This window comes from Altericroceibacterium endophyticum, assembly GCF_009827595.1.
Classification (GTDB): Bacteria; Pseudomonadota; Alphaproteobacteria; order Sphingomonadales; family Sphingomonadaceae; genus Altericroceibacterium; species Altericroceibacterium endophyticum.
Map to the genome: position 1 here is coordinate 598,741 of NZ_WTYT01000002.1, position 23,908 is coordinate 622,648.

The 23,908-nt window shown below is 57.9% G+C and carries 26 protein-coding genes; 10 read left to right on the forward strand and 16 right to left on the reverse strand.

Going from position 1 to position 23,908, the window contains the following annotated elements:
* Window positions 1-7: 7 nt before the first annotated feature.
* From ctrA to GRI91_RS06805, 3 genes are all read left to right on the forward strand, one after another.
* The gene (gene ctrA / locus GRI91_RS06795) at window positions 8-709 is read left to right on the forward strand and encodes a response regulator transcription factor CtrA (protein WP_160735849.1); all 702 of its coding nucleotides are present in this window, start codon (window positions 8-10) and stop codon (window positions 707-709) included.
* 82 nt (window positions 710-791) lie between these two features.
* Window positions 792-1,496, forward strand: a complete 705-nt coding sequence (trmB, locus tag GRI91_RS06800; protein ID WP_160735850.1) for a tRNA (guanine(46)-N(7))-methyltransferase TrmB — start codon at window positions 792-794, stop codon at window positions 1,494-1,496.
* A gap of 424 nt (window positions 1,497-1,920) precedes the next feature.
* Window positions 1,921-3,831, forward strand: a complete 1,911-nt coding sequence (locus GRI91_RS06805) for a M61 family metallopeptidase (protein WP_160735851.1) — start codon at window positions 1,921-1,923, stop codon at window positions 3,829-3,831.
* A gap of 66 nt (window positions 3,832-3,897) precedes the next feature.
* Here GRI91_RS06805 and GRI91_RS06810 read toward each other — a convergent pair whose 3' ends face one another.
* Window positions 3,898-6,162, reverse strand: coding sequence for an NADP-dependent malic enzyme (locus GRI91_RS06810; RefSeq protein ID WP_160735852.1), 2,265 nt, complete (start codon window positions 6,160-6,162; stop codon window positions 3,898-3,900).
* 113 nt (window positions 6,163-6,275) lie between these two features.
* Between GRI91_RS06810 and mutS the strand changes: the two genes are divergently transcribed.
* Together mutS and GRI91_RS06820 are read left to right on the forward strand one after the other, a co-directional pair.
* The gene (gene mutS, locus GRI91_RS06815; protein WP_202385484.1) at window positions 6,276-8,870 is read left to right on the forward strand and encodes a DNA mismatch repair protein MutS; all 2,595 of its coding nucleotides are present in this window, start codon (window positions 6,276-6,278) and stop codon (window positions 8,868-8,870) included.
* 41 nt (window positions 8,871-8,911) lie between these two features.
* A complete protein-coding gene (locus tag GRI91_RS06820) occupies window positions 8,912-9,313 on the forward strand; it encodes a YidH family protein (RefSeq protein WP_160735854.1) in 402 nt (133 codons plus the stop codon).
* 23 nt (window positions 9,314-9,336) lie between these two features.
* Here the strand turns inward: GRI91_RS06820 and GRI91_RS06825 are convergent, their stop codons facing one another.
* The 4 genes from GRI91_RS06825 to gluQRS form a co-directional block, all read right to left on the reverse strand.
* Window positions 9,337-9,684 (reverse strand): hypothetical protein, encoded by a 348-nt coding sequence (locus tag GRI91_RS06825; RefSeq protein WP_160735855.1) that lies wholly within the window; start codon window positions 9,682-9,684, stop codon window positions 9,337-9,339.
* 65 nt (window positions 9,685-9,749) lie between these two features.
* A complete protein-coding gene (locus GRI91_RS06830; protein ID WP_160735856.1) occupies window positions 9,750-10,619 on the reverse strand; it encodes a 3-hydroxyacyl-CoA dehydrogenase NAD-binding domain-containing protein in 870 nt (289 codons plus the stop codon).
* A 93-nt stretch (window positions 10,620-10,712) separates the two neighbouring features.
* Window positions 10,713-10,940: an HIG1 domain-containing protein gene (locus tag GRI91_RS06835; RefSeq protein ID WP_160735857.1), complete on the reverse strand. Its 228-nt coding sequence runs from the start codon at window positions 10,938-10,940 to the stop codon at window positions 10,713-10,715.
* 13 nt (window positions 10,941-10,953) lie between these two features.
* Window positions 10,954-11,799: a tRNA glutamyl-Q(34) synthetase GluQRS gene (gene gluQRS / locus GRI91_RS06840; RefSeq protein WP_160735858.1), complete on the reverse strand. Its 846-nt coding sequence runs from the start codon at window positions 11,797-11,799 to the stop codon at window positions 10,954-10,956.
* Between the two features lie 120 nt (window positions 11,800-11,919).
* Between gluQRS and GRI91_RS06845 the strand changes: the two genes are divergently transcribed.
* Window positions 11,920-12,528 carry an HNH endonuclease gene (locus GRI91_RS06845; protein ID WP_160735859.1) on the forward strand — a complete coding sequence of 203 codons (609 nt, stop codon included), beginning with the start codon at window positions 11,920-11,922 and terminating at the stop codon, window positions 12,526-12,528.
* Between the two features lie 14 nt (window positions 12,529-12,542).
* On the opposite strand, the gene GRI91_RS06850 is transcribed toward GRI91_RS06845, so the two are convergent.
* The 9 genes from GRI91_RS06850 to GRI91_RS06890 form a co-directional block, all read right to left on the reverse strand.
* A complete protein-coding gene (locus GRI91_RS06850; protein WP_419866827.1) occupies window positions 12,543-12,932 on the reverse strand; it encodes a DUF4112 domain-containing protein in 390 nt (129 codons plus the stop codon).
* Between the two features lie 88 nt (window positions 12,933-13,020).
* On the reverse strand, window positions 13,021-14,505 hold the full coding sequence (locus GRI91_RS06855; protein WP_160735860.1) for an ABC transporter substrate-binding protein: 1,485 nt from the start codon (window positions 14,503-14,505) through the stop codon (window positions 13,021-13,023).
* Between the two features lie 68 nt (window positions 14,506-14,573).
* Window positions 14,574-14,942, reverse strand: coding sequence for a PilZ domain-containing protein (locus GRI91_RS06860; protein WP_160735861.1), 369 nt, complete (start codon window positions 14,940-14,942; stop codon window positions 14,574-14,576).
* A 135-nt stretch (window positions 14,943-15,077) separates the two neighbouring features.
* The gene (dksA, locus tag GRI91_RS06865) at window positions 15,078-15,536 is read right to left on the reverse strand and encodes an RNA polymerase-binding protein DksA (protein WP_160735862.1); all 459 of its coding nucleotides are present in this window, start codon (window positions 15,534-15,536) and stop codon (window positions 15,078-15,080) included.
* A 152-nt stretch (window positions 15,537-15,688) separates the two neighbouring features.
* The gene (locus tag GRI91_RS06870) at window positions 15,689-16,825 is read right to left on the reverse strand and encodes a GNAT family N-acetyltransferase (RefSeq protein ID WP_160735863.1); all 1,137 of its coding nucleotides are present in this window, start codon (window positions 16,823-16,825) and stop codon (window positions 15,689-15,691) included.
* Window positions 16,826-16,853: 28 nt separating this feature from the next.
* The gene (locus GRI91_RS06875) at window positions 16,854-17,573 is read right to left on the reverse strand and encodes a glycerophosphodiester phosphodiesterase family protein (RefSeq protein ID WP_237437701.1); all 720 of its coding nucleotides are present in this window, start codon (window positions 17,571-17,573) and stop codon (window positions 16,854-16,856) included.
* A gap of 22 nt (window positions 17,574-17,595) precedes the next feature.
* Window positions 17,596-18,057 carry a RidA family protein gene (locus GRI91_RS06880; RefSeq protein WP_160735865.1) on the reverse strand — a complete coding sequence of 154 codons (462 nt, stop codon included), beginning with the start codon at window positions 18,055-18,057 and terminating at the stop codon, window positions 17,596-17,598.
* Window positions 18,054-18,683 (reverse strand): HAD family hydrolase, encoded by a 630-nt coding sequence (locus tag GRI91_RS06885; RefSeq protein ID WP_160735866.1) that lies wholly within the window; start codon window positions 18,681-18,683, stop codon window positions 18,054-18,056. Before GRI91_RS06885 ends, GRI91_RS06880 begins: the two co-directional genes overlap by 4 nt.
* Window positions 18,680-18,964 carry a DUF3572 domain-containing protein gene (locus tag GRI91_RS06890; RefSeq protein ID WP_202385486.1) on the reverse strand — a complete coding sequence of 95 codons (285 nt, stop codon included), beginning with the start codon at window positions 18,962-18,964 and terminating at the stop codon, window positions 18,680-18,682. Before GRI91_RS06890 ends, GRI91_RS06885 begins: the two co-directional genes overlap by 4 nt.
* A 69-nt stretch (window positions 18,965-19,033) precedes the next feature.
* Here GRI91_RS06890 and GRI91_RS06895 point away from each other — a divergent pair, with 69 nt between their 5' ends.
* The 4 genes from GRI91_RS06895 (at window position 19,034) to GRI91_RS06910 (ending at window position 22,408) form a co-directional block, all read left to right on the forward strand.
* Window positions 19,034-19,435, forward strand: coding sequence for a response regulator (locus tag GRI91_RS06895; RefSeq protein ID WP_160735867.1), 402 nt, complete (start codon window positions 19,034-19,036; stop codon window positions 19,433-19,435).
* 54 nt (window positions 19,436-19,489) lie between these two features.
* Window positions 19,490-19,732: an acyl carrier protein gene (locus GRI91_RS06900; RefSeq protein WP_160735868.1), complete on the forward strand. Its 243-nt coding sequence runs from the start codon at window positions 19,490-19,492 to the stop codon at window positions 19,730-19,732.
* 15 nt (window positions 19,733-19,747) lie between these two features.
* Window positions 19,748-20,998 carry a serine palmitoyltransferase gene (gene spt / locus GRI91_RS06905; protein ID WP_160735869.1) on the forward strand — a complete coding sequence of 417 codons (1,251 nt, stop codon included), beginning with the start codon at window positions 19,748-19,750 and terminating at the stop codon, window positions 20,996-20,998.
* Between the two features lie 165 nt (window positions 20,999-21,163).
* On the forward strand, window positions 21,164-22,408 hold the full coding sequence (locus tag GRI91_RS06910) for a metallophosphoesterase (protein ID WP_202385487.1): 1,245 nt from the start codon (window positions 21,164-21,166) through the stop codon (window positions 22,406-22,408).
* 44 nt (window positions 22,409-22,452) lie between these two features.
* On the opposite strand, the gene GRI91_RS06915 is transcribed toward GRI91_RS06910, so the two are convergent.
* The gene (locus GRI91_RS06915) at window positions 22,453-22,881 is read right to left on the reverse strand and encodes an OsmC family protein (RefSeq protein WP_160735871.1); all 429 of its coding nucleotides are present in this window, start codon (window positions 22,879-22,881) and stop codon (window positions 22,453-22,455) included.
* Between the two features lie 71 nt (window positions 22,882-22,952).
* Window positions 22,953-23,849, reverse strand: coding sequence for an MBL fold metallo-hydrolase (locus GRI91_RS06920; RefSeq protein ID WP_160735872.1), 897 nt, complete (start codon window positions 23,847-23,849; stop codon window positions 22,953-22,955).
* Window positions 23,850-23,908 lie beyond the last annotated feature (59 nt).

The following is a 23,908-nucleotide window of genomic DNA, read 5'->3' on the forward strand; positions in this document are numbered from 1 at the left end:
TTATCCCATGCGCGTGCTGCTGATCGAAGATGAGCCTACCACCGCGAAGGCTATTGAGCTGATGCTCAACAATGAAGGCTTCAACGTATATTCCACCGATCTGGGCGAAGAAGGCCTCGATCTCGGCAAGCTGTATGATTACGACATCATTCTGCTCGACCTGAACTTGCCCGATATGCATGGTTATGACGTGCTGAAGAAATTGCGCGTCGCCAAAGTGCAGACGCCGGTTCTGATCCTGTCCGGCATCTCGGAAATGGACTCCAAGGTCCGCAGCTTTGGTTTTGGCGCTGATGATTATGTCACCAAGCCCTTTCATCGTGATGAGTTGATCGCCCGCATCCATGCCGTTGTTCGCCGCAGCAAAGGCCATTCGCAGAGCATCATCCGCACGGGTAAGCTGGCCGTGAACCTCGACACCAAGACTGTCGAAGTCGATAGCGCCCGCGTGCATCTGACCGGCAAGGAATATGCCATGCTGGAGCTGCTTTCCCTGCGCAAAGGCACCACGCTGACCAAGGAAATGTTCCTGAACCATCTTTATGGCGGGATGGACGAACCGGAACTGAAGATTATCGATGTCTTCATCTGCAAGCTGCGCAAGAAACTTGCTACGGCCTGCGAAGGGGAAAATTACATCGAAACCGTCTGGGGCCGCGGCTATGTGCTGCGCGATGACGAAGATGAAAGTCAGGATGCGGCCGCTTGACGCCTGCCAATGACAGACAATTTACAACGAAACCCCTGAGAAGGCTTGCCTCTCGGGGGTTTCTTGTTATCCGCGCCAGCCCATGACTGCACATAAATCGGGTGACCCGACCACACTCAACCGGCTCTATGGCCGATCGCAAGGACGCAAGCTGCGCCAGGCCCAACAGGACCTGGTCGACAATCTGCTGCCCAAAATCAGCGTACCGGAAGACGGTGCCGTCACGTCGCAGGCGCTTTTCGGACAGGACGCACCACTCCATTTCGAAATCGGCTTTGGCGGCGGCGAGCATCTGGCCGCGCGTGCCGATCTGCTGCCCGATCATGCATTTATCGGCTGCGAACCCTTCCTGAACGGCGTCGTTGGCGCGTTGCAGCATGTTCGTGATCAGCAATTGTTCAATGTGCGGCTGCATATGGGCGACGCGCTGGAAGTGCTGGCCCGCATTCCCGACAATGCCCTATCCTTCGTCTATCTGCTGCACCCGGACCCCTGGCCCAAGGCGCGCCATGCAAAGCGGCGCATGATGAATGACGGCCCGGTGAATATGATCGCGGCCAAGCTCAAGTCCGGCGGCGAGTTTCGTTTCGGCACCGACCACCCGGTCTATCTGCGCCACGCGCTGATGGTGATGCGCAATCATACAGATCAGTTCGACTGGCTGACCGAGGGGCCCGAAAGCTGGCAAAAGCGCCCCGGCGGCTGGAGCGAAACCCGCTATGAAGCCAAGGCGCGCCAGCAGGGGCACGAGGTCTGGTATTTTCGCTATCGGCGCACTGAGGCGTAATTTGGCGTTGCTTTTAACGCCTTCTTTCCAAACTGTGCGGCGTCAAACCACCGGCTCAAATGCTGGAAATCGGTTCATTTCCTATCGCTGCCAGTCTTCTGGATGTAGCCCTCTATAAGCTGGAGCGCTCACCCTTACCCGCACGTGCATAGACTACGGTTATAAGCTTAGCCACGTAAACTCCTCGCCTCACCGGCGGAGACGGCGTACAGCCGTACAATGCGCCGATCTCGCAAGAGTGCTGCAATTTTCCAATAATGCCTATTGCGTCCGGACTGGCGGAATTCCTCATTCATTGCGGGCAGGAGGCAGACACAGATCGATAGTTTCAAATTATACCTATCCGGCTCCGTGATGCTGGACCTTGGCCTGTGGCACGGCTTAGACATCGTTCTTCTATCCAGCGTCAAAGGTATAAGCACCGATGAAACATTCGCTTCTGGCCGGTTTTCTGGCTGCATCCTGCCTCTCCAGCGTGGCGAGCGCGGAAAATTCGCGGCCGCAGCCCGTACCGATTACCGATACGATTCCCGCGGCCCGCGACATTGCCTATCCCGGTGCGATCACCCTCGATATTGACGCAACGGATACGCAGCGCGGCATTTTCACCGTCAAGGAAACCATCGATGTGGCCGAATCCGGCCCGATGGTGCTGCTGATGCCAGAATGGCTGCCGGGCAAGCATTCAGAAGCCGGGCAATTATCCAAGCTGGCCAGCCTGAAATTCACCGCCAATGGTCAGACCCTTTCGTGGAAGCGCGATCCGGTCGATGTCTACGCCTTCCACATTGATATCCCGGAGGGTGCTAAGACCGTGGATATCGATCTGCAATTCCTCTCCGCCACCGCAAGAAATCAGGGGCCGATTGTGATGACGCCGCAGATGCTGCGGCTGCAATTCAATTCGATGAGCCTGTATCCGGCGGGCTATTACACCCGCAACATTCCGGTTTCCGCCACCGTCCGCTATCCGCAGGACTGGACGGCTGCGTCCGGCCTACCGGCCACCGCGCAAGGCTCCACCTACACCTACGAAACAACGGATTACCAAACGCTGGTCGATTCGCCGGTGCTGGCGGGGCGTTTCTTCAAACGCTTCGAATTAACCCCGCGGGTCGGTCTGGATGTGGTAGCCGATACGCCGGATGAGCTGGAAGCCACACCGGAGCAGATCGCTGCGCATAAACGGCTGGTCGATCAAGCGGTGAAGACATTCGGCGCGCAGCATTACGACAATTACGAATTTCTGCTCAGCATTTCAGACGAAATCAGCGGAATCGGGCTGGAGCATCATCGCAGCTCTGAAAATGGTGTCGAGCCGGGCTATTTCACCGAATGGGATGATCAGGCCTCTGCCCGCAATCTGTTGCCGCATGAATTCGTCCATAGCTGGAATGGCAAATTTCGCCGTCCCGCAGATCTGTGGACGCCCGATTACCGCATGCCGATGCGCGACAGCCTGATGTGGGTCTATGAAGGGTTGACCCAGTTTTACGGCTATGTGCTGCAGGCCAGATCCGGGCTGGTTTCAAAGCAGGATACGCTGGATGAATACGCCGCGATCATGGCGCGATATGACTACACGCCCGGACGCGAATGGCGCCCGCTGCTCGATACGACCAACGATCCGATCATCGCCCACCGGCAACCCAAAGCCTGGAGGAGCTGGCAGCGTTCGGAAGACTATTACAATGAAGGTCTGCTGGTCTGGATGGAAGTGGATTCCATTCTGCGACGCGAATCCGGCGGCCAGAAATCGATTGATGATTTCGCCCGCGCTTTCTTTGGCATACGCGATGGCGACTGGGGAGAAGTGACCTACACTTTCGATGATGTCGTAAACACACTCAACAATGTGCAGCCCTATGACTGGAACAGCTTCCTCAGCACCCGGCTGAATGAAACCAGCGATCATGCTCCGCTGCAGGGCTTTACCGATAATGGCTATCGGCTGATCTTCACCGACACGCAAAGCGACGTTCTGAAAGATGCGGCCAAAGCACGCGGGATTACCGATCTCAGCTATTCTCTGGGCTTCACCCTCAACAAGGATGGCGAGGTCAGCCGCGTGGTCTGGGACAGCCCAGCCTTTGCCGAGGGGATGACCGTTGGTGATGAAGTGGTTGCCGTGAATGATGCAGCCTACACGCCCGACAAGCTGACCGGTGCCCTTGCCGCAGCGCAGGATACCAAGGACCCCATTCGCGTGCTCATCAAACAGGGCGATGACTTCCAGACGCTTTCCTTCTCTTATTTCGAAGGCGCGCGTTATCCGCATCTGGAAAAGATCGTGAAGGGGAAAAGCGGGCTCGATCGTCTGCTGGAAGCCCGGTAACAAAAGCGAGGATATAGCCAGTGCCGCGCCGCTTATTGGCGGGCGGCACTGGCGAATATATCAGGCTTACTTAACCACGCCCGCGCTGGCGAGCACGGCCAGTGTGAGCAGATCCGGCGCGATCGCCGTCATCGGTGCGATCTGAACCGGCTTTTCCATCCCGATCAGCATCGGGCCGATCATCGCATTACCGCCCAGTTCGCGCAGCAATTTGGCTGAGAGATTGGCCGATTGCAGCCCCGGCATCACCAGCACATTGGCCGGTGCGGAAAGGCGGCTGAACGGGTAATTCGCCATGATTTCCGGATTGAGCGCGGCATCGGGTGCCATTTCGCCTTCATATTCGAAATCTGGCTTTTCTTCATCCAGCAACTGCACGGCACCGCGGATATTTTCCAGCCATTTGCCCGGCGGATTGCCGAAGGTCGAATAGGACAGGAAGGCAACCCGGGGTTCATGACCCAGCCGGCGCGCCACAGCCGCGGTTTCCCTGGCGATATGCGCCAATTCGACCGATGTGGGGCGTTCATTGATCGTCGTATCGGCCAGGAACACCGTGTTGGTCTTGCCGATTATCAGATGCACACCGAAAGGCACCGCATCCGGTTTCGGGTCGAGCACATGGCGAACCTCACGCATGGTCTGCGCGAAAGGCCGGGTCAGGCCCGAAATCATCGCATCGCCATGGCCCAGCGCCACCAGCGCACTGGCGAAGATATTGCGATCCTGATTCACGGCCCGGCGCACGTCACGCTCCAGATAACCGCGGCGCTGCAAGCGCTTATACAGGTAGTCGACCATTTCGGGGACATAAGGCGAATCCAGTGAGTTCTGGATTTCGAACGCTTCGGGCTGATCCACGCCAAGCTCGATCAGCTTGTCGCGCACCGCCTGAGTGCGGCCGACCAGCACCGGTGTGCCATAGCCGAAATCGCGCAACTGGATCGCGGCGCGCAGCGCCACTTCCTCTTCCGCTTCGGCAAACACAACCCGCTTGGGGTGTTTCTTCGCATCGGCATAGACCGATGTGAGCACCGATGTCGTCGGGTTGAGACGGCCCTTCAGATGCATCCGGTAGGCATCGAGATCCTCGATCGGCTTTTGGGCCACGCCCGTTTCCATCGCCGCCTTGGCAACGGCGGAGGACACGCGTTCCATTAATCGCGGATCGAACGGCGCGGGAATGATATATTCCGTGCCGAATTGCTGGTTCTTGCCATAGGCAGCAGCGACTTCTTCGGGCACGCGTTCACGCGCCAGTTCCGCAATGGCCTCTGCTGCGGCGATTTTCATTTCTTCATTGATGGCCGTCGCCTGAACATCCAGCGCACCGCGGAAGATGAAAGGGAAGCCGAGCACATTGTTCACCTGGTTCGGATAATCCGAACGGCCCGTGGCGATAATCGCATTGGGGCGAACCTTCTTGGCTTCTTCGGGCGCGATTTCAGGCGTCGGGTTGGCCATGGCGAAGATGATCGGACGATCTGCCATATTGGCGACCCATTCCGCCTTGAGTGCGCCGGCAGCCGACAGACCAAGGAACATATCCGCGCCGTGCAAGGCGTCTTCCAGTGTCCGCGCCGGCGTGTCGATCGCATGGGCGCTCTTCCACTGATCCATGCTTTCGGTCCGACCGGTGTAGATGACCCCGGAACGATCGCACATGGTCACATGGTCGTGCCGCACACCCATCGCCTTCATCAAGGCGGTACAGGCAATCGCCGAAGCGCCTGCCCCGTTCACCACTATGCGGATATCTTTCAGTTCGCGGCCGGTCAGGTGGCAGGCGTTGATCAGGCCAGCGGCGGCGATGATCGCCGTGCCGTGCTGGTCGTCATGCATCACCGGAATATTCATCTTTTCGCGCAGAGCCTGCTCGATGATGAAACATTCAGGGGCCTTGATATCTTCCAGATTGATCCCGCCAAAGGTGGGCTCCATCAAGGCCACGGCATCGATGATCTTTTGCGGGTCTTCGGTATCCAGTTCGATGTCGATCGAGTCGACATCCGCAAAGCGTTTGAACAGAACCGACTTGCCTTCCATCACCGGCTTCGCAGCCAATGCGCCCAGATTGCCAAGGCCAAGTATGGCCGTGCCATTGGTAATCACCGCGACGAGGTTGGAGCGGATCGTATATTCTGCCGCTTTCGAGGGATCTTCCGCAATGGCTTCCACAGGCGCCGCGACACCGGGAGAATAAGCAAGGCTCAGATCGCGCTGGGTCGCCACGGGTTTGGTAGGAACGATCTCGATCTTACCGGGACGTTTGGTGCTATGATAAAACAGTGCTTCACGGCGGGTGAAACTGTCATTGCTCTCGTCAGCCAAGTCTATCTCCATGTCTTGTGCCGGCTGCCTAATCCACCATGAACGCAAAGGATAGGGGAAAGCGGTCATCAGAAGCTTTCCGAATCGGGTCAGGTGCCGCTAGTCACGCCAGGATGGCTGGCTCTGCAACACCAATGATGACCCAATATCTCGCATTGAAGGACGAGGCAGAGGATTGCCTCCTCTTCTACCGAATGGGCGACTTTTTCGAGCTTTTTTTTGGCGACGCGCAAAAAGCAAGCGCGGTGCTGAATATCGCGCTGACCACGCGCGGCGAACATGATGGCGCGCCCGTGCCCATGTGCGGTGTGCCGGTTCATTCGGCGGAGGGTTATCTCGCGCGGCTGATCCGCGCCGGTTGCCGCGTCGCGATTGCCGAGCAGGTTGAGACGCCTGAGGAAGCCAAAAAACGAGGTGGTTCCAAAGCTCTGGTGAAGCGCGATATCGTGCGTTTCGTTACCGCCGGCACGCTGACCGAAGAAGCTTTGCTCGAACCGCGCAGCGCCAATATTCTGGCCGCAATCTGCACAATTCGCGGCCAATGCGGGGTTGCGGCCTGCGATATCTCAACCGGCCAGATGATGCTCGAGGAATGCGACCCGCAAAGTCTGGACGCCGCGCTCGCGCGGATTGGCGCCAATGAAGTGGTAGCGCCGGAAGAATGGGAATCGGCCCCGGATGAAGCGATCCTGCGTCCCCGCAGCGACTTTTCCAGCGATGGCGGGGAAGAACGGCTGAGGCGGCTGCATGATGTGGCAACGCTGGACGGCTTTGGCGAATTTTCCAAGCCTATGCTGGCGGCCGCCGGCGGGTTGATAGCTTATCTCGACCATGTCGGACGCGGCACCTTGCCGCTGCTGCTGCCCCCGGTTGCCCATTCGGGCACAGCGGCGCTGGCAATGGATGCGGCCACGCGGTCCAGTCTGGAAATTCTGCAGTCCCAGCAGGGGCAGCGCAAGGGCAGCCTGCTGGCGGCAATCGACCGCTGCGTGACGGGGGCTGGTGCGCGGCAACTGGCCGAAGATCTGGCCGCCCCTTTATGTGACCAACAGGCGATTTCCCGGCGGCTTGGCCTTGTGGCCTATTTTCATGACGATGCCCTGCGGCGCGGGGATGTGCGCGATTTGCTGCGCGGTCTGCCCGATATTGGCCGCGCTCTGGGGCGCGTTGCGGCGGGCCGTGGGAGTCCGCGCGATCTGGGCCAGCTGCGTGACGGGCTGCGCGATGCACAGCGCCTTTACGATCAGCTTGCATCCTTGCCTGACAAGCCGGAAATGCTTGAAGCGCTCCTGCCAGCACTCACAGGACATGGCGCACTGACCGACCTGTTCGCCCGCGCCCTGGTCGCCAGCCCACCGACAGAGCGCAATCAGGGCGGCTATATTGCCGAGGGATTTGACGAAGCGCTGGACGAATTGCGCTCCGTTTCCGGCAATGCCCGCCGTGCGATTGCCGCATTGGAAGCGCGCTACCGCGAGGAAACCGGCGTATCTTCGCTCAAGATCAAACATAATGGTGTGCTGGGCTATTTCATCGAAGTCCCCTCCCGCCATGCCGATGCGCTGATGGCAGCCGATAGCGGCTTCACGCATCGCCAGACCATGGCCAGCGCGGTGCGCTTCAACTCGCTGCATCTGCATGAGGAAGCCAGCCGAATTGCTGAAGCTGGCGGGCGCGCTTTGGCGGCGGAAGAAGCGCATTTCGAATATCTGGTGGAACAGGCCGCCCTGTCGGGCCGGGCAATTGCAGACAGCGCCGCCGCATTGGCACGGATCGACGTGGCCGCAGGGCAGGCAGAACGCGCCGCACAAGGTGACTGGTGCCAGCCCGATATAGTCGAAGATCGCAGTCTGGCGATCAGCGGTGGCCGCCATCCGGTGGTGGAAGATGCCCTGTCCAGCCGAGGCGAACGATTTGTCGCCAATGATTGCACGCTGACCCAGACCGACCGTCTATGGCTGATCGGCGGCCCGAATATGGGCGGTAAATCGACCTTTCTGCGCCAGAACGCTCTGATCGTTCTGCTTGCGCAGGCAGGCGGCTATGTTCCAGCCACAAGCGCCAAAATCGGTCTGGTGGACCGTCTGTTCAGCCGGGTGGGCGCATCCGATAACCTTGCCCGGGGCCGCTCCACCTTCATGGTGGAAATGGTCGAAACCGCCGCGATCCTGTTGCAGGCCAGCGAACGCAGCTTCGTTATTCTGGATGAGGTGGGCCGCGGAACGTCCACCTATGACGGGCTCGCACTGGCATGGGCGGTGGTCGAGGCCGTGCATGAGCAGATTGGCTGCCGCTGCCTGTTCGCCACCCATTACCACGAATTGTCGCGCCTCGCGGAAAGCTGCGATTCACTTTCCCTCCATCACGTGCGGGCACGGGAATGGAAAGGCGATCTGGTACTGCTGCATGAACTGGCAGAAGGGGCGGCAGATCGCAGCTATGGCTTGGCCGTGGCCCGTCTGGCGGGTGTGCCCAAAGCCGTTGTTGCCCGCGCCGGGCAAGTTCTCGGCAAGCTGGAGAAAGGACGTGCCGAGACCGGAGGGCTCGCTGCCGGACTGGGAGAATTGCCGCTGTTTGCCGCTGCGGCAGAAGCTCAGGAGGAACAATGCGATACGCTGCGCGAGCGGCTGCAAAGTGTCGATGTCGACAGTCTGAGCCCGCGTGAAGCGCTTGATTTGCTTTATGAACTTAAAAGCGAGGCTCAATAATCGCAGCTTGCCTTTATCATCCCCGGCTTTAGCTTCGCAGCATGGGCGACGACAAAAAGAGCAATAACGGTCTTGCGAAAGAGCGTACGGATCTTGCGGAAGACCGCACCGTTCAAGCCACCGAACGCACTTTTGCCGGTTGGATGAGGACCGCCTTCGCCGCCATTGGTATCGGGCTGGCTTTCCGCGCGGTTTTCGGAGATTTCGATCCGCCATGGCTGGCGCGCGCGGTCGCAACCTTGTTCATCATCCTGGGGGGCATGATCGCCCTAAGCGCGCAGCACCGGGCTTCCAAGACATTCAGGAGGCTTTCCACGCATCAGGTGGATGCGCCGGACCTCCCGAATTTACGATGGCTGAGCTGGTCGGTCGCGCTGGGTGCGCTCATCCTGATAGCGGGATTGTGGATTCTGAATGACGGCAATCTGGGGGACGGGCAATAGCCCGCCCACCGCGTCTCGTATAATCAGGTGCCGTCACCACGCAGCCCATCGGGCTTATGCGCTTTCCCATATTTATCGACATTATCGTCGTAATTGGGTTCACCGCGATAGGCATCCATATCGATTCTGCCACTTGATTCCATGTCGCGCATTCGATCGACGACGTCCTGAGACGCATCATTGAGCAAATCAGTCTCTCCCCGGCCCTTGGTACTCTCCGTAGGGGAGCGCGTCTCGGGGGTCAGGCTCTGGGCCTCCTGAGAGACTTCCTGCGCCTGATTGCGGTGGTCGTCCTGCTCATCATTATGGGTTTCAGGCGCCAGATCGGCCTGGCGCTCTTCCTGCGCTTTCATCATCTTGCTGTCGGTCATACGAAATCTCCTTTGCCCCACCAACGGCCAGAGCAAAGGCTGCGTTCCCGATCCGAGTGTCAGGGTCAGCGGGTGGGCACCGGCTCCTCGCCCGAATAATCGTAGAAGCCGCGCTTGCTTTTGCGTCCGAGCCAGCCCGCATCGACATATTTCATCAGCATCGGCGCAGGGCGGTATTTGGAATCGCCCGTGCTTTCAAAGATCACCCGCATGATTTCCAGACAGGTATCCAGCCCGATAAAATCGGCCAGTTGCAACGGCCCCATCGGATGATTGAGCCCCAGCCGGCATCCTTTGTCGATATCGGCGACATTCGCTGTCCCCTGCCCCAGGACGAAGATCGCTTCGTTGATCATGGGCAGAAGAATGCGATTGACGACAAACCCCGGTTCGTCCTCACTCATGACAATTTTCTTGCCGAGCAACTCGGCAAAGGCACGGGTTTTGGCAACGCTTTCCTGTGATGTCGCGAGACCAGGAATAATCTCGATCAGCTCCATCACCGGAACCGGATTGAAGAAATGCAGGCCGATGAAGCGGGAGGGATCGGGTAGATTGGCGCCCATTCGCGTGATGGAGATGGAGCTGGTATTGCTCGCCAGAATGGCATCGCTGCGCAGCACCTTGCCCGCTTCAGCAAAAATGGCTTGCTTGATGTCTTCGCGCTCGGTCGCGGCTTCGATGATGAAGCTCGCCTGATCCATTGCGCCATAATCACTCACCGGCTGAATTCGCTGCATGGCAGCATCAGCCTCGGTTTCAGAGATCTTGTCCTTGGAAACGAGCCGGGCAAAACGCTTCGCAATGCCGTCACGCGCGGCGTCAGCTATGGATTGCTCCCGGTCGGCAAGCAGCACCGTCAGCCCGCTTGCAGCAGCGTTTTGCGCAATGCCGGATCCCATCTGACCAGCACCGATTATTCCGATTGCATCCATTTCACCATCCTTCTTCGCAGATGCAGCAAGAGTAAGCGCACCGGCTGAAAAATTCCAGCGGCAGAATTGCAGGCTCGGAATTACAGGGTCGTCTTACTTGCTCACCGCCAGCAACACGCCAACGACCAGAATCGCCAATGCCTGATATTTGATCCGGGAAAACATCATCCGGTTCTGCATCAGCTGCATCTCTGTTGGCTCATCCCCTTCCTGTTCCAGATCGAGCTTGCTGCTCTGCAAAAACGCGACCACGCCGCGAACCAGAGAAACAACCACCATGATCGCAAGGATGATCAGCAGGATAACAAGAAGTGTGCTCATATCCGCTATGTAATCATTTCGAACAGGAAATGCCAGTTGGTAGCTGCCCGGCGCGCAACGCAGCGGCCAAAGCCCTGCCATCTTCCCCCGCCAATCGGCGGTCTGCCAATGATGGCGAATGGCGTCGCTTGGCCAATTTGCGCCCCTGTTCATCGAGCAGCAGCGAATGATGGTGCCAGCGCGGGACCGGCAAGCCCAGCAGCGCCTGCAATAATCTGTGAACATGCGTCGCGGAAAACAGGTCCATCCCTCTGGTCACCATATTTATTCCATCCGCCGCATCATCCAGTGTCGCGGCCAGATGGTAGCTGGCCGGCGTATCGGGATCCTTACGCAGCAGAACCACATCACCCAGCATTTCCGGCCGCGCCGTCTGCGGTCCTGCCAGCTCATCCTCCCAGATGAGCGGTCCGGTTTTGCGATTCGCCTGCGCCACATCCAGGCGCCAGGCAACCGGCCCGTCGCAATTGTGGGGGTCGATGTGTTTCTCACGGCATGTGCCGGGATAGATCGGCCCCTCCGGCCCGATCACGGGATCAGCGGCAAGAATTTGCGCGCGCGTGCAATCGCAGGGGTACAACAGGCCTTGCGCCTTCAATTCCTCTGCCGCCGCATCATAGTGGGCTATCCGGGTAGATTGCGCGCGCACTTCCTCCCATTCTAGCCCCAGCCATGCCAGGTCTGCGCGAAACTCCGCTGCCAGTTCTGGCCGGGAACGGCCGCCATCAATATCTTCGATCCGCAACAGAAAGCGGCCGCCATCCGCCTTTGCCCGATCATGTGCGACGATTGCCGAAAGCGCATGGCCCAGATGCAGTGATCCATTGGGGCTAGGGGCAAAACGCGTAATAATCGTCATCGAATAATCCGTACGGCCCGATTGGGGTTCAGTAAAAAAATGGGGATTGTCAGTTTGTAACAGACTTGACGCTTTTTGCGGCAAATGCTCATTTGTCACGTATCAGGGAGGGCACACAAAGTGTTCAAGGCCGAACTGATCGAGAGAGCTGCTCGATTTCGTAGCGTGGAGGAAGATCCGACGCGCAATTTGGAGAGTTGCCCGGCATTGGTCCTCAATGCCGATTACACGCCACTTTCCTATTATCCGCTCAGCATCTGGCCGTGGCAGACGGCTATCAAGGCGGTGTTTCTCGAACGCGTCGATATTGTCGCCAGTTATGACCGGCAGGTGCATTCGCCTTCGCTCGATATGCAGATCCCCTCGGTCATCGCCTTGCGGGATTATGTGAAGCCAAACGAATTCCCGGCTTTCACCCGCTTCAACCTGTTCCTGCGCGATCGCTTTACCTGCCAATATTGCGGAAGCCGCGAACATCTGACCTTCGATCATGTGGTGCCCAGACGGTTAGGCGGGAAGACGACGTGGGAAAACATCCTCACCGCCTGTGCCCCCTGTAACATGCGCAAGGGCGGGCGAACGCCGAAGCAGGCCAATATGCGTGTCATGATGGAGCCCATTCGCCCCACCAGCTGGCAATTGCAGCAATATGGCAAAAGCTTCCCCCCCAATTACCTGCATGAAACATGGCGGGACTGGCTCTATTGGGACATCGAGCTGGAAGAATAGGCGGAGCGGGCAGGTTATCCCTCGATCACCTGCGCCTCCGGGTGATGTTTGTGCAGATGCTTTTTCACGATTTTGAGATTGCGCGTGTTGGAGCGGAAGAAGAAATCGAAAGTATCACCTGCCAGCGGGATGGCACCAATCGCCGTATCGAACGCCACATTTCCCGCCATGCGCCACACTTTCCATTTGGGCATGCCCAGATTGCGCGCCTCCCAAATAATATAGGCGCCCATCCCGGCCGTGATCAGATCGCCGACAACCGGGATCAGGCCGATCAAGGCATCCAGTCCGAATTTCCGATTGATTAGCGGAATGGTGAAGCCGCGCTCCAGCAACATCTCCATCGCCTCTATGCGCATAAGGACAGAGGCGGGATCAGTGCCGGTCGGCAAACCCATATTCATTGGACGGGGGCGCTGTGGATCAACCATCAAATACTCCTGATCCGGTAGCCAGGGCACAATGCCCATGGTCATCAGATTGTGAAACGCCTTAATTGGGGCGCGTTGCCAGTGGCGGCAAGGGATGGAAGCCCCAGCTATTGGCCGCATAGCCTGTCAGGCCCCCACGAATGAGAGACCATCGCACAGGTTCACCAAAGGGAATAAAGATATTGGCAGCCGTCAGTTCCGCCTCTGCCTCTGCCAACAGCCCGGCCCGAAAGGCCGGATCCGGCTCGGCCAGCGAATCGGCCAGCCGCTGATCCGCCTCAGGTGAGCACAATCCGCGCTTCAATTTGCAACTGAACTGATTGAGGAACCAGCGCACACCGGCATAGCGCGCAGCGCGGTCCACCAGCACAAGATCTGCCTTGGCCGCATCATCTTCGCGCGACAGGACAATGCCCACTTCCGCCAATTGACCGGCCAGCTTATCAAAGAGTTTGGCGTATCCCGGTGCAGACGGAAGATAGATCGACAATTCTGCGAGCGCCCCCTCTGGCGCGTTGGATGGCATATCAGTCGCCCAGGCATCAATGCGGCGGCGCGCCTCCTGCTGCCGTTCCTCCATCGTCGCATCGGTCCAACGCTGCGCAATCGTGCCCAGATCTCCTTCCAGACCATTGGCAATGACCCGGGTGGACGCCAGCCATCCGCCAATGTTGAAATCCTGCATCAAGGCGCTGCGATCTATTGCCATGGCCACAGCTTCGCGGCCTTCAGGACTGGCCAGCACGCCATCTGCCCGCTGCACCTGCAGCCCGAACAGCCCCAATGCCGGCTCCAGCCGGACTGTCCCGCGTGACAGTGGCCCGGTATCGACCAAAGGAAGGTCCCCCAGCGTCCCGCCCAGTACAATATCGGCATCGCCGTCGTAAAACCGCCGGATGGCGGCATCTGCTGGCAAGAGATGAAGGGCAATCGGACGCAGCCCCTCATTCCAATCTTCCATCGGGGGAAGACCGCGCTGTTCCGGGGCGCGGAAAATCAACCGCATATCGCCATCCGATTGCATCAGCATCATCGGGCCCGTGGGATCTGATCCATGTGACAGCGCCATTTCCGGCTGGGCCAGCATCTGCAACAGATTGGGCGTTGGTGATGAGAGACGAAATTCGATGACCCGTCCAGCCATCGCGCGCACTTCGGAAATAGCCGCCAGATCACGGCCAAGTGCGGATGACCGCAAGGCCCGCAGATTCTTGCGGATCGAGCGGCGCGCGCTGGCCGCGGTCAGTTCGCTGCCATCAGGCCACGTCCCTTCCCGCAAACGGAAAATATAGCTTTTCCCATCATCAGTGATGATCCAGCGATCGGCCAGCTCAGGCACAATCTCGCCATCTTCATCCAACCCGACAAGCCCGCTGGAAAGCGCGGCATAAACCGGCCGCAAGGCCTCGTCATAAGGCACGCTGGCAGTGTTGATCTCATTTTCGTTCGAAATGATCGCAACATCGACGGCACCGGTCTGCTGATTGCCGCAACTGCTGAGCAGAACACCCATGGAGAGCAGGCAAAAAGCGAGAAATCGGTGCATAGACCAGCGGTAGGACGGCTTCCCGAAAGCCGCAATGGGGCAATGGGGCATTACCGGGCGCACCGCGCCTAAATCTTGCGTAAAGTGCTGGGATCTTTTGGTTCGGTCTTGGGAGCCTTGTGGCTGTCGCGCAATTCGTGTGTGTGCGTGGTTCCTGCCGGCTGGCGGACAAGCTGGCTGTCGACCTCGTCTGCAAAGGCAATCCCGAACCGGTTTTCCTGCGTCCAGGCTACTGATCCTTCGACCCAGCCCACATTGCGCAATTCCACGCTCACGTGTGCGCCGCGGACGACTTCCACCTCGCCTTCCGCCATCATGCCACCCTTGGACAAATTGCGGACCTTGACCCGGTGAGTTTCATCCCTGCCATCGACACGCAGCTGTGCGAGCAAGAACATGCTGTCCCGTCTCACCTGGCGTGTATCGACATCACTCATTGTATCAGCTCTAATCCCGCTCGGCTCAGGGCAACAGACCTGCCCGATATCCTGCCTTACAACAAGATACCATGCCGCTAAATGGATAACGCATTATTAAGATCAACATGTTGAGATGCAAAATTGCATCGCAACTCAATCGTCTCGGGAGACTTTTTCGCGCTTTTCATGCGCCTGCTGCGCTTCCACCGTCATCGTGGCGATCGGGCGGGCCGTCAGACGATTAATGCCGATCGGATCGCCGCTGACTTCACACCAGCCATATTCTCCGGCATCGATTCGCCGCAGAGCAGAATCGATCTTGGAGATGAGCTTGCGCTGCCGGTCGCGGGTACGCAGCTCTATCCCCCAATCGGTTTCGCTGGATGCACGATCGTTCAGATCGGCGTCGCGAATGGGCCCTTCCTGCAGCGATTGCAGCGTGCCTTCCGAAGCTTCCAGGATTGTCTTCTTCCACTGCAACAGCAGAACACGGAAATAATCGAGCTGGCGTTCGGACATATAGTCCTCATCCTCGCTCGGTGTGTAACTTCCATCGAGAGCTCGCCTCGCTTTGGCGAGAATGTCGATATCGTCACTCAGGATCGACGCCATCAACGCTACTCCATTCAGTCAGCCCCAGTATTTCAGGCAGGAAACATGCCGTGGTGCGACGTGACCGGGCCTATAGGGGGACAAAAACGCACACACAAGCGCAATGACGCCAAAAACTGTGCTTCTGCCCAGATTTTATGGTTTGAAATATACTAGTTACCTTTCCTGAACGGGGTGTGATCACCCAGTGTCATCTGGTCAATCGCCACACCTTCTCTTTCGCGCTCAAGAAAATCTTCAATAGCGAGTCGGAATTGCGGATCCGCAATCCAGTGCGCCGAATAGGTGGTAACCGGCTCATATCCACGGGCCAGCTTGTGCCCTCCTTGCGCACCAGCCTCGACGCGCGAAAGGCCCCGCTCAAGCGCCGCATCAATCGCCTGATAATAACACAGTTCGAAATGTAGAAAGGGCTTGTCCACCACGCAGCCCCAATAGCGCCCGAACAGCGTTTCCGTGCCGATAAAGTTCAGCGCCCCGGCGATCGGATAGCCATCCTGATAGGCCAGCACCATCAGGATCTGCTCTCCCATGCGCTTGCTCATCAGATCAAATGCCGTGCGAGTGAGGTAAGGCGTACCCCATTTGCGCGCACCGGTATTCTGATAGAATTGCCAGAACGCATCCCACACGTCCGCCGTCAGATCAGCGCCGGTCAGATGGCGAATCGTTACGCCATCCTGCGCCGCCTTCCGCTCCTTGCGCACAGCCTTGCGCTTGCGCGATGCCAAGGCATCCAGAAAGCCATCAAAATCGCCATAATCACGGTTTTCCCAATGGAATTGCGTATCGGTGCGGATCAGCCAATCCGCTTCTTCGAACAGAGAGACCTGATCAGGCTCAATGAAGGTTGCATGGGCGGAGGAAAATCCCTGTCTTTCGCACAAAGTCTGCGCCGCCTGCAGCAGCGGGGCCGCATAGATCGGATCAGACAGCAGCATCCGCGGGCCGGTAGCCGGGGTAAAAGGCACGGCAATCTGTAATTTTGGATAATATTCGCCGCCGGCCCGGTGCCATGCATCCGCCCAGGCATAATCGAACACATATTCTCCCTGGCTATGCCCCTTGAGATAGGCCGGCAAAGCAGCCCGCAGCCCGCCCCCGCCATCTTCGATGACAATCGGTGCGGGAGCCCACCCCGTATCACCGCCGACGCTTTCGGAATCCTCAAGCGAGGTCAAAAAAGCATGAGAAAGGAAAGGGTTAGCATTTCCAGCCAGCCTGTCCCAATCCTCGGCGGACACCGAGCCAACCGAGGGAAGTATACGCGCGTGGAGATTTTCAGCCATCTGGTGCAAGCTAAAGGAAACGTGCCCTTTATGCGAGGCCTTCTCCTTCGGCGATGCAGCCATCGGCTTCATGCCGGGCGGTCTCGCGCAGTGCGGGGGAGCGCACTGTCCAGCTTAACAAAGGTATTCCGCGTTTGCGCTGCTTGCGCGCAAAAGAACTAGGCAAATCACGAATATCATAGGCCAGAAAATGTGGCATGGCCCGTCTTAGCGCACGATAACGCCGGATGGTGGCAGAATAGGTGCGCGCATTTTCTTCGCTCAGAACGAGACCACGACACGTGTCAGGAGAATAGCGCCAGAACCAGCGGCTGACCCGCGGATCGAAGCTCATCACCGCGCAATGCCCGCGATACCCTTCCAATTCGCGGCGAACGGCCAGACAAAGCGGCTCCACCCGGCTATTTGCAGGGCTTTTCAGCTCGATCAGAATCGGCACCGCGCCATCCACGCATTGCAACATTTGTCCGAGCGTAGGAATTGTATCGCGCGGCCCAACCAGCACCTTGGAAAGCTGCTTTGCCGAAAGCCTCGAAACCCGCTCCGGACGATCCGCCAGACGGGTAAGCGTCTCATCGTGGAAGACCATCGCCAGGCCGTCAGCGCTCAGCCGCACATCGCATTCGATACCCAATCCGCGATCCATGGCAGATTGGAACGCGCTCAGCGTGTTTTCGACACGTCCAAGACCGTGCAGGCCGCGATGGGTGTAATCCTGCGCCGTCAGCCAATCGAAATGATCAGCCAACGGCAGGGGCGCAAGCCAGGAATTAAGCGTCCGCCAGAGCAAAGATACCATCCACCTCGACCGCAGCCCCCAGAGGCAGTGCAGCGACGCCAACCGCCGCCCGAGCATGACGGCCCTTATCGCCAAACACATCAATCATCAGATCGGACACGCCATTGGCCACTTTCGGCTGATCGGTAAAATCGGGCGTAGAATTGACGAATGCGCCCAGCTTGACCACGCGCACGACCTTGTCGAGCGGGATCATGGCCTGTTTAAGCTGTGCCAGCAGCATCAGGCCGCAGGCCCGCGCCGCTTCCATCCCTTCTTCGAGCGAGACATTCTCCCCCAGTCGCCCGGTCATCAATTCGCCATCACGAAAGGGAAGCTGGCCCGAAACATGAGCATAACCGCCCGACACAACCACGGGAACATAGCTGGCAACCGGAGCGGCTGCTTCGGGAAGGATAATTCCCTGTTGCTCGAGGCGCACTTCTATCGTCATTTGCTTTCTTCTCCATGAAGCGTCTGGCGAAGCCATGGCAAGGCATCCGCCCAATTATCAATGCGGGCATGCGCATGACCTGCCTCCAATGCGCAGGGCACATGCGGCGCGATGGCCGGCTCACCGCAAAAATGGAGCCGGGTAATATGCGGAGCAACTTCCGACGCAGACTTATGATGCACGGCGAGATCGTCGATAAACACGGCGCGCTGCGCACCATATTCCTCCACGATTCGTTTCAGCGCCTCCCCTTTCGGGCCCTGATTGGTAAAGACCGGTGCATCAATACCGTGGTCGCGTAGCTGCTGCTTGCGCGCGGCATTATGCTTGTCGCCCAGATTGGTCAGCACCACGACATCGGCGTCCTGCCGCAATTCATTGATGGCATTTACGGCACCGGCAATCGGTGTCTGCCGATGCATCTCGGTGTCGAAAAAACGGTCGAGATAGGAAAAGATCTCCTTTTCCGTCAGCGCTTCGCCATCAGCACGGGTCATGGATTGCACGAAAGGCCGCCCGCGCAATTGGAAATCGATCGCATGGTCCTCATCCAGCCATTGGCGGAAGTGCTGCACCATATGCAGCAGAACTTCGTCGCAATCGGTAATCACCAGAGGTCGTGTCATTGGGCCAGCCCTTCGCGTGCCTGAACTATCGTGGCAGGTTCTATTTCCAATGCTTCGGCCGCAGCCAGCAAGTCGGGTTCGTGCCCGCACAGGAAATCCAGCACTGCCTGCTGCGTCACCTGGTCATCCAATCCGCCGCGCAACACGTCCGGTGTCAGCCCGGTCAGCGCCATAAAGCGATGCGCCCGATCATCATCGGACAGCACCCAGGCCAGCGCCTGAAGCGCAATGACGGAATTGTCCTTAACAAAATGGCCAAATTTGGTAATAATTGCTCTCAACCGATTTTTGCAGCGAAGTGAAATGCTGTCGCCTCTGCCGCCAAAGCGGAAGAGTTTCTGGGGGGTCCAATGGCGAAACGCGTGCTGGTTGTCGAGGATAACGATCTTAATCGCAAGCTGTTCTGCGATGTTTTGCGAGCGAGTGGGTTTGAGGCTGAACCAGTTGCACGAGGTGACGAGGCCGTGGCCCGCGCGCGCGCTTTCATGCCGGATCTGGTGATCATGGATATTCAGCTGCAGGATATTTCCGGGCTGGATCTGATTGCCGAACTCAAGGATGATCAGACCTTGTGCGATGTGCCCGTGCTGGCTGTCACAGCCTATGCCGGCAAGGGCGACGAACAGCGGATTCGTGATGTCGGGGCGGAGGGTTATCTATCCAAACCTGTATCGCTCGGCCCCTTCATGAATACGGTGAAAGGGCTCATGGATTCGGCGATTGGAGTGCAAGCCAGCGCCGCCCACGCTTGACAATCACCCCATATCGCCGCTTTTGCGCCGCATTCCGTAGTTAGGAGTGCCTTTATGGACCGCGTAGACATAGACACCCGCATTCGTTCTCTGATCGAGCCTTTCAACAAAAAGGGCGTGGAGATCAGCGATAGCACCACCTTTGCCACCGATCTCGAGTTTGACAGCCTCACGGTGATGGATTTCGTGGCCGCGATTGAGGACGAATTCGACATCATCATTTCCATGAACCAGCAGGCTGAAATCGAAAATTACGGCCAGTTGGTGGACGCCGTCTGCAAACTGCAGAACGACTGATTCGAGACATATTCTATGAGCGAAGGTATCAACCAATCTGATCAGCCGGTGGCACGCGAAGGCGATGCACCGGACCTGTTTTCAAAGTTTGATCCCCTGATCAAACAGCGTGCCGATTTGCTGGCGAGCGGGATTGAAGACCCCTTCAGCCTGGTGATGGAGCGGGTGCTTTCCCCCACGCAGGCCATCTGCAATGGCCGCGAGACGATTCTGCTCGGCACCTACAATTACATGGGCATGACCTTCGATCCCGATGTGGTCGAATCAGGTAAGCAGGCACTGGCTGATTTTGGATCAGGCACCACGGGCAGCAGGGTTCTCAATGGCACTTATCAGGGCCACCGCGAATGCGAGGATGCGCTGAAGGAATTCTATGGCATGGATCATGCCATGGTCTTTTCCACGGGCTATCAGGCCAATCTGGGGATCATTTCCACAATCGCGGGCAAAGGCGATTACGTCGTTCTCGATATCGATAGCCACGCCTCGATCTGGGATGGCTGTGCGCTGGGCAATGCCGAAATCGTGCCCTTCAAGCATAATGACATTGAAGCGATGGAAAAACGCCTCAAGCGGATTCCTGAAGGCGCTGGCAAGCTGGTCGTGCTCGAAGGCGTCTATTCCATGCTGGGCGATATTGCCCCGCTGAAGGAAATGATCGCCATCGCCAAACGCCACGGCGCGATGGTGTTGGTCGACGAAGCACATTCCATGGGCTTTATCGGCGAAAATGGCCGCGGCGTGGCCGAAGATCAGGGCGTGATGGACGATGTCGATTTCATCATCGGCACCTTCTCCAAATCAGTCGGCACTGTTGGCGGTTTCTGCGTTTCGAACCATCCGAAATTTGAAATCATGCGGCTGGTGTGCCGGCCTTATGTCTTCACCGCCAGCCTGCCGCCCAGCGTAGTCGCAACTGCGGCCACCAGCATTCGCAAGCTGATGCATAATGCGGATAAGCGCGCCCATTTGTGGGAAAATTCGCGCAAGCTGCATAAGGGACTGAAAGAGCGCGGCTTTACATTGGGCACTGACGTACCGCAAAGCGCGATCGTGGCCGTGATCATGCCTGATCTGGAACGCGGCGCCGCCATGTGGGAAGCACTGCTGACAGAAGGCCTGTATGTGAATCTGGCCCGGCCCCCGGCAACCCCGGCCAATATGACCCTGCTGCGCTGCTCGCTTTGCGCTGAACATACGAGCGAACAGGTCGACACGATCCTGGGCATGTTCGAACGCGCCGGAAAAGCGATCGGAATTATTTGATATCACCGCCAAGTGCGGATGATTTACCCATAGGCGGACGACAATGTGCGTTCAACCGAAGCTGATGGCAGCCTCCTGCTTGTGACATTCGCGTGTCACAAACAGGAGGCAGGTCCGGCCTCGAAACATGCGCCCCTGCCCATGTCCCGATTTCCGGAGAGCTTTATGAACCGCTTTCATGCGTTGCTGGCCGTTGCTGCCCTCAGTTCCGTCGCCATGCCGGCCCAGGCGCAAGAAGCGCCAATTTCCTTCGTCGCCATTGGTGATACCGGCTATATCCCGGCTTACGAAACGCTGGATGAGGATGAAGAGCCTTTCGCAACCTTGGGCGAATATCTGGGCGCCCACGCCGAAGGCTGGCTGGATCATCATCCCGACCTTTCAGACTTCACGCCGACCCCATGGACATTTGAAAGCACACTCGGCGGCTTTACGTCTGCAAGCGGCATGTATCCTGTAGCCCGCGCTGCCGCGGAAGTCTGTGCGAGTCAGGGTTGCGATTTTGGCGCGATGCTGGGTGACAATATTTATCCGGACGGCGCCACACTTGGTGCAGATGGCATTTCGGATGCCCGCCGCTTTTCCGACATGCTGGACAAACCCTATGGCCGGTTTGGTGCCGGGACTGAGAATTTCACCATCTATACGATGATGGGCAATCATGACTGGCACATTTCGCGCGAGGCAACCGAAGCCCAGCTGACTTATCTCCAGCAGCACCCGAATTTCACCATGCCGGATCTGTTTTACAAGGCTGTGCCCGTTGGCATGGAAGGGGAAGTCGAGATTTTTGTCGTCGACACGGAAATGCTGCTGGCTTCAACCACGGTTTATAAGGATGAACTGGATGCAGAGGGTAACGAGATCCAGACGGGTGAGCTGGAAAGCTGGGACGATTATGTAAAACCCGCCAGCCCGGCGGAGAAGAACATGGTCAGTTGGCTCGAGCAATCGCTCGCCCAGTCCAATGCTCGGTGGAAAGTGGTTTTTGGCCATCACGCATTGTGGTCATCGGGTGGCAGCAAATATGAAAAGGCGCGCTCGCTGCGCAAATTGCTGCTGCCGGCCATTTGCAAATATGCCGATGCCTATATCTCCGGCGACGATCATCTGATGGAAGCCTATAGCGATGACTGTTCGACGGTGGCGGATGCTGCGGACGGCCCGGTGCCTATGTTCGTCGCCGGTGCAGGGTCGAAATATCGCCAGCAGGATGTCGCCTTTGCAGCGCAGCAAAAGGCCAATAATCCGCAGATGACCAATCTTTTCTCCAAAGGGTCAACCTGGGGATTCCTGCATGTCACGCTGCAGGATGATCTGCTGAATGCAGCCATTTACAGCACGCCGGGCGACATGTCCGGCCGGCCGATCAAAGAATTCGAACAGAGTTTCGCCAACCGCTCGAAATAAACTGAAGGGCCGCCGAGAGAGCGGCCCTTCTTCTATCCTGCTGATTAGCTCTGAAATGCAATCTCGAGCGAAATCTCGGCATCGAGCAGCTTGGAGATCGGGCAATTGGCCTTCGCCCCCTCCGCAATCTCCTTGAACTTGGCTTCTTCAATACCCGCAACCGTGCCCGTCAAAGTCAGGTCCGACCGCGTGACGGTAAAGCCATCGCCATCCTTTTCCAGCTTCACTTTGGCATTGGTTTCCAATGTGCCCTGTTCGTGTCCTTCCTTCGCGAGGGCAAAGCTGAGCGCCATGGTGAAGCAGCTGGCATGGGCGGCGGCGATCAGTTCTTCGGGATTGGTGCCCGGCGCATCCTCGAAGCGGGTCTGGAAGCCATAGGGCTGATCCTTCAGGGCTCCACTTTCGGTCGAAACATGGCCTTTGCCATCCTTGCCGAGGCCTTCATATTTTGCGCTGCCGCTGCGTGTCGTCATGAGAAATTCTCCTATTGAATATGCTCACAAGACGCCGCAGCGACCCTTTGCGTTCCGTCAAATGCGACGATTCATGCAGCCGGTGAGACAGCAGCCACCGCACCACGCACCGGCTTTACCGGAATCTGCAAATAGGAAACCCCATTGGCCTTTGCCGGGGGGAAGCGACCGGCGCGGATATTCACCTGCACCGATGGCAGCAGCAATCGCGGTGCGGAAAGAGTGGCATCGCGGCTTTCACGCTGCGCGACAAATTCCTCTTCACTCACACCATCATGGACATGAACCGAGTCGCGGCGCTGATCGCCCACGGTGGTTTCCCAGCGGTACTCCTCGCGCCCGGGGGCTTTGTAATCATGGCACATGAACAGGCGTGTCTCCTCCGGCAGAGCCAGCAACCGCCGGATCGAGCGATAGAGCATATGCGCATCGCCGCCCGGAAAATCCGCCCGCGCCGTGCCGTAATCCGGCATGAACAAAGTATCGCCGACAAAGACGGCATCCGCGATCCTGTAGGCTATATCCGCTGGGGTATGCCCCGGCACATGCATTACTTCGACCTCCAGAGCACCGATCGCAAACCGCTCCCCATCGCGGAAGAGATGGTCGAAATCGCCGCCCTCAGGGCGAATGTCGTCAGCCATGAAGATGGGGCGGAAAATCGCCTGAACATCGCGGATATGCTCGCCAATTCCGATTTTGGCGCCGGTCTTTTCCTTGATGAAAGGCGCCGCTGAGAGATGGTCGGCATGGGCATGGGTTTCGAGCACCCGTTCGACCTTCACCCCTTCCTCTGCTGCGGCTGCAATGATCGCTTCCGCTGAGCGGATATCGACCTGACCTGAGGCCGGATCAAAATCGAGAACAGGATCGATCACCGCGCCTGCCTGCGTGCCCTTGTCCCAGACGAGATAGCTGACCGTATTGGTCGTCTCATCAAAAAACGCGCGAATCTCTGGCTTGTCCATCCTCGGTCTCCTTCTTCGCTTGACTTATATTAGCATAAGCTTATTTAGTATATGCTTAT

What these genes read in the sequence shown, in the direction of transcription:
- ctrA (WP_160735849.1), top strand. Translation starts at nt 8, where the DNA reads ATGCGCGTGCTGCTGATCGAAGATGAGCCTACCACCGCGAAGGCTATT.
- trmB (WP_160735850.1), top strand. Translation starts at nt 792, where the DNA reads ATGACTGCACATAAATCGGGTGACCCGACCACACTCAACCGGCTCTAT.
- GRI91_RS06805 (WP_160735851.1), top strand. Translation starts at nt 1,921, where the DNA reads ATGAAACATTCGCTTCTGGCCGGTTTTCTGGCTGCATCCTGCCTCTCC.
- mutS (WP_202385484.1), top strand. Translation starts at nt 6,276, where the DNA reads ATGGCTGGCTCTGCAACACCAATGATGACCCAATATCTCGCATTGAAG.
- GRI91_RS06820 (WP_160735854.1), top strand. Translation starts at nt 8,912, where the DNA reads ATGGGCGACGACAAAAAGAGCAATAACGGTCTTGCGAAAGAGCGTACG.
- GRI91_RS06825 (WP_160735855.1), bottom strand. Translation starts at nt 9,684, where the DNA reads ATGACCGACAGCAAGATGATGAAAGCGCAGGAAGAGCGCCAGGCCGAT.
- GRI91_RS06830 (WP_160735856.1), bottom strand. Translation starts at nt 10,619, where the DNA reads ATGGATGCAATCGGAATAATCGGTGCTGGTCAGATGGGATCCGGCATT.
- GRI91_RS06835 (WP_160735857.1), bottom strand. Translation starts at nt 10,940, where the DNA reads ATGAGCACACTTCTTGTTATCCTGCTGATCATCCTTGCGATCATGGTG.
- gluQRS (WP_160735858.1), bottom strand. Translation starts at nt 11,799, where the DNA reads ATGACGATTATTACGCGTTTTGCCCCTAGCCCCAATGGATCACTGCAT.
- GRI91_RS06850 (WP_419866827.1), bottom strand. Translation starts at nt 12,932, where the DNA reads ATGAATATGGGTTTGCCGACCGGCACTGATCCCGCCTCTGTCCTTATG.
- GRI91_RS06855 (WP_160735860.1), bottom strand. Translation starts at nt 14,505, where the DNA reads ATGCACCGATTTCTCGCTTTTTGCCTGCTCTCCATGGGTGTTCTGCTC.
- GRI91_RS06860 (WP_160735861.1), bottom strand. Translation starts at nt 14,942, where the DNA reads ATGAGTGATGTCGATACACGCCAGGTGAGACGGGACAGCATGTTCTTG.
- dksA (WP_160735862.1), bottom strand. Translation starts at nt 15,536, where the DNA reads ATGGCGTCGATCCTGAGTGACGATATCGACATTCTCGCCAAAGCGAGG.
- GRI91_RS06870 (WP_160735863.1), bottom strand. Translation starts at nt 16,825, where the DNA reads ATGGCTGAAAATCTCCACGCGCGTATACTTCCCTCGGTTGGCTCGGTG.
- GRI91_RS06880 (WP_160735865.1), bottom strand. Translation starts at nt 18,057, where the DNA reads ATGACGATAGAAGTGCGCCTCGAGCAACAGGGAATTATCCTTCCCGAA.
- GRI91_RS06885 (WP_160735866.1), bottom strand. Translation starts at nt 18,683, where the DNA reads ATGACACGACCTCTGGTGATTACCGATTGCGACGAAGTTCTGCTGCAT.
- GRI91_RS06895 (WP_160735867.1), top strand. Translation starts at nt 19,034, where the DNA reads ATGGCGAAACGCGTGCTGGTTGTCGAGGATAACGATCTTAATCGCAAG.
- GRI91_RS06900 (WP_160735868.1), top strand. Translation starts at nt 19,490, where the DNA reads ATGGACCGCGTAGACATAGACACCCGCATTCGTTCTCTGATCGAGCCT.
- spt (WP_160735869.1), top strand. Translation starts at nt 19,748, where the DNA reads ATGAGCGAAGGTATCAACCAATCTGATCAGCCGGTGGCACGCGAAGGC.
- GRI91_RS06910 (WP_202385487.1), top strand. Translation starts at nt 21,164, where the DNA reads ATGAACCGCTTTCATGCGTTGCTGGCCGTTGCTGCCCTCAGTTCCGTC.
- GRI91_RS06915 (WP_160735871.1), bottom strand. Translation starts at nt 22,881, where the DNA reads ATGACGACACGCAGCGGCAGCGCAAAATATGAAGGCCTCGGCAAGGAT.
- GRI91_RS06920 (WP_160735872.1), bottom strand. Translation starts at nt 23,849, where the DNA reads ATGGACAAGCCAGAGATTCGCGCGTTTTTTGATGAGACGACCAATACG.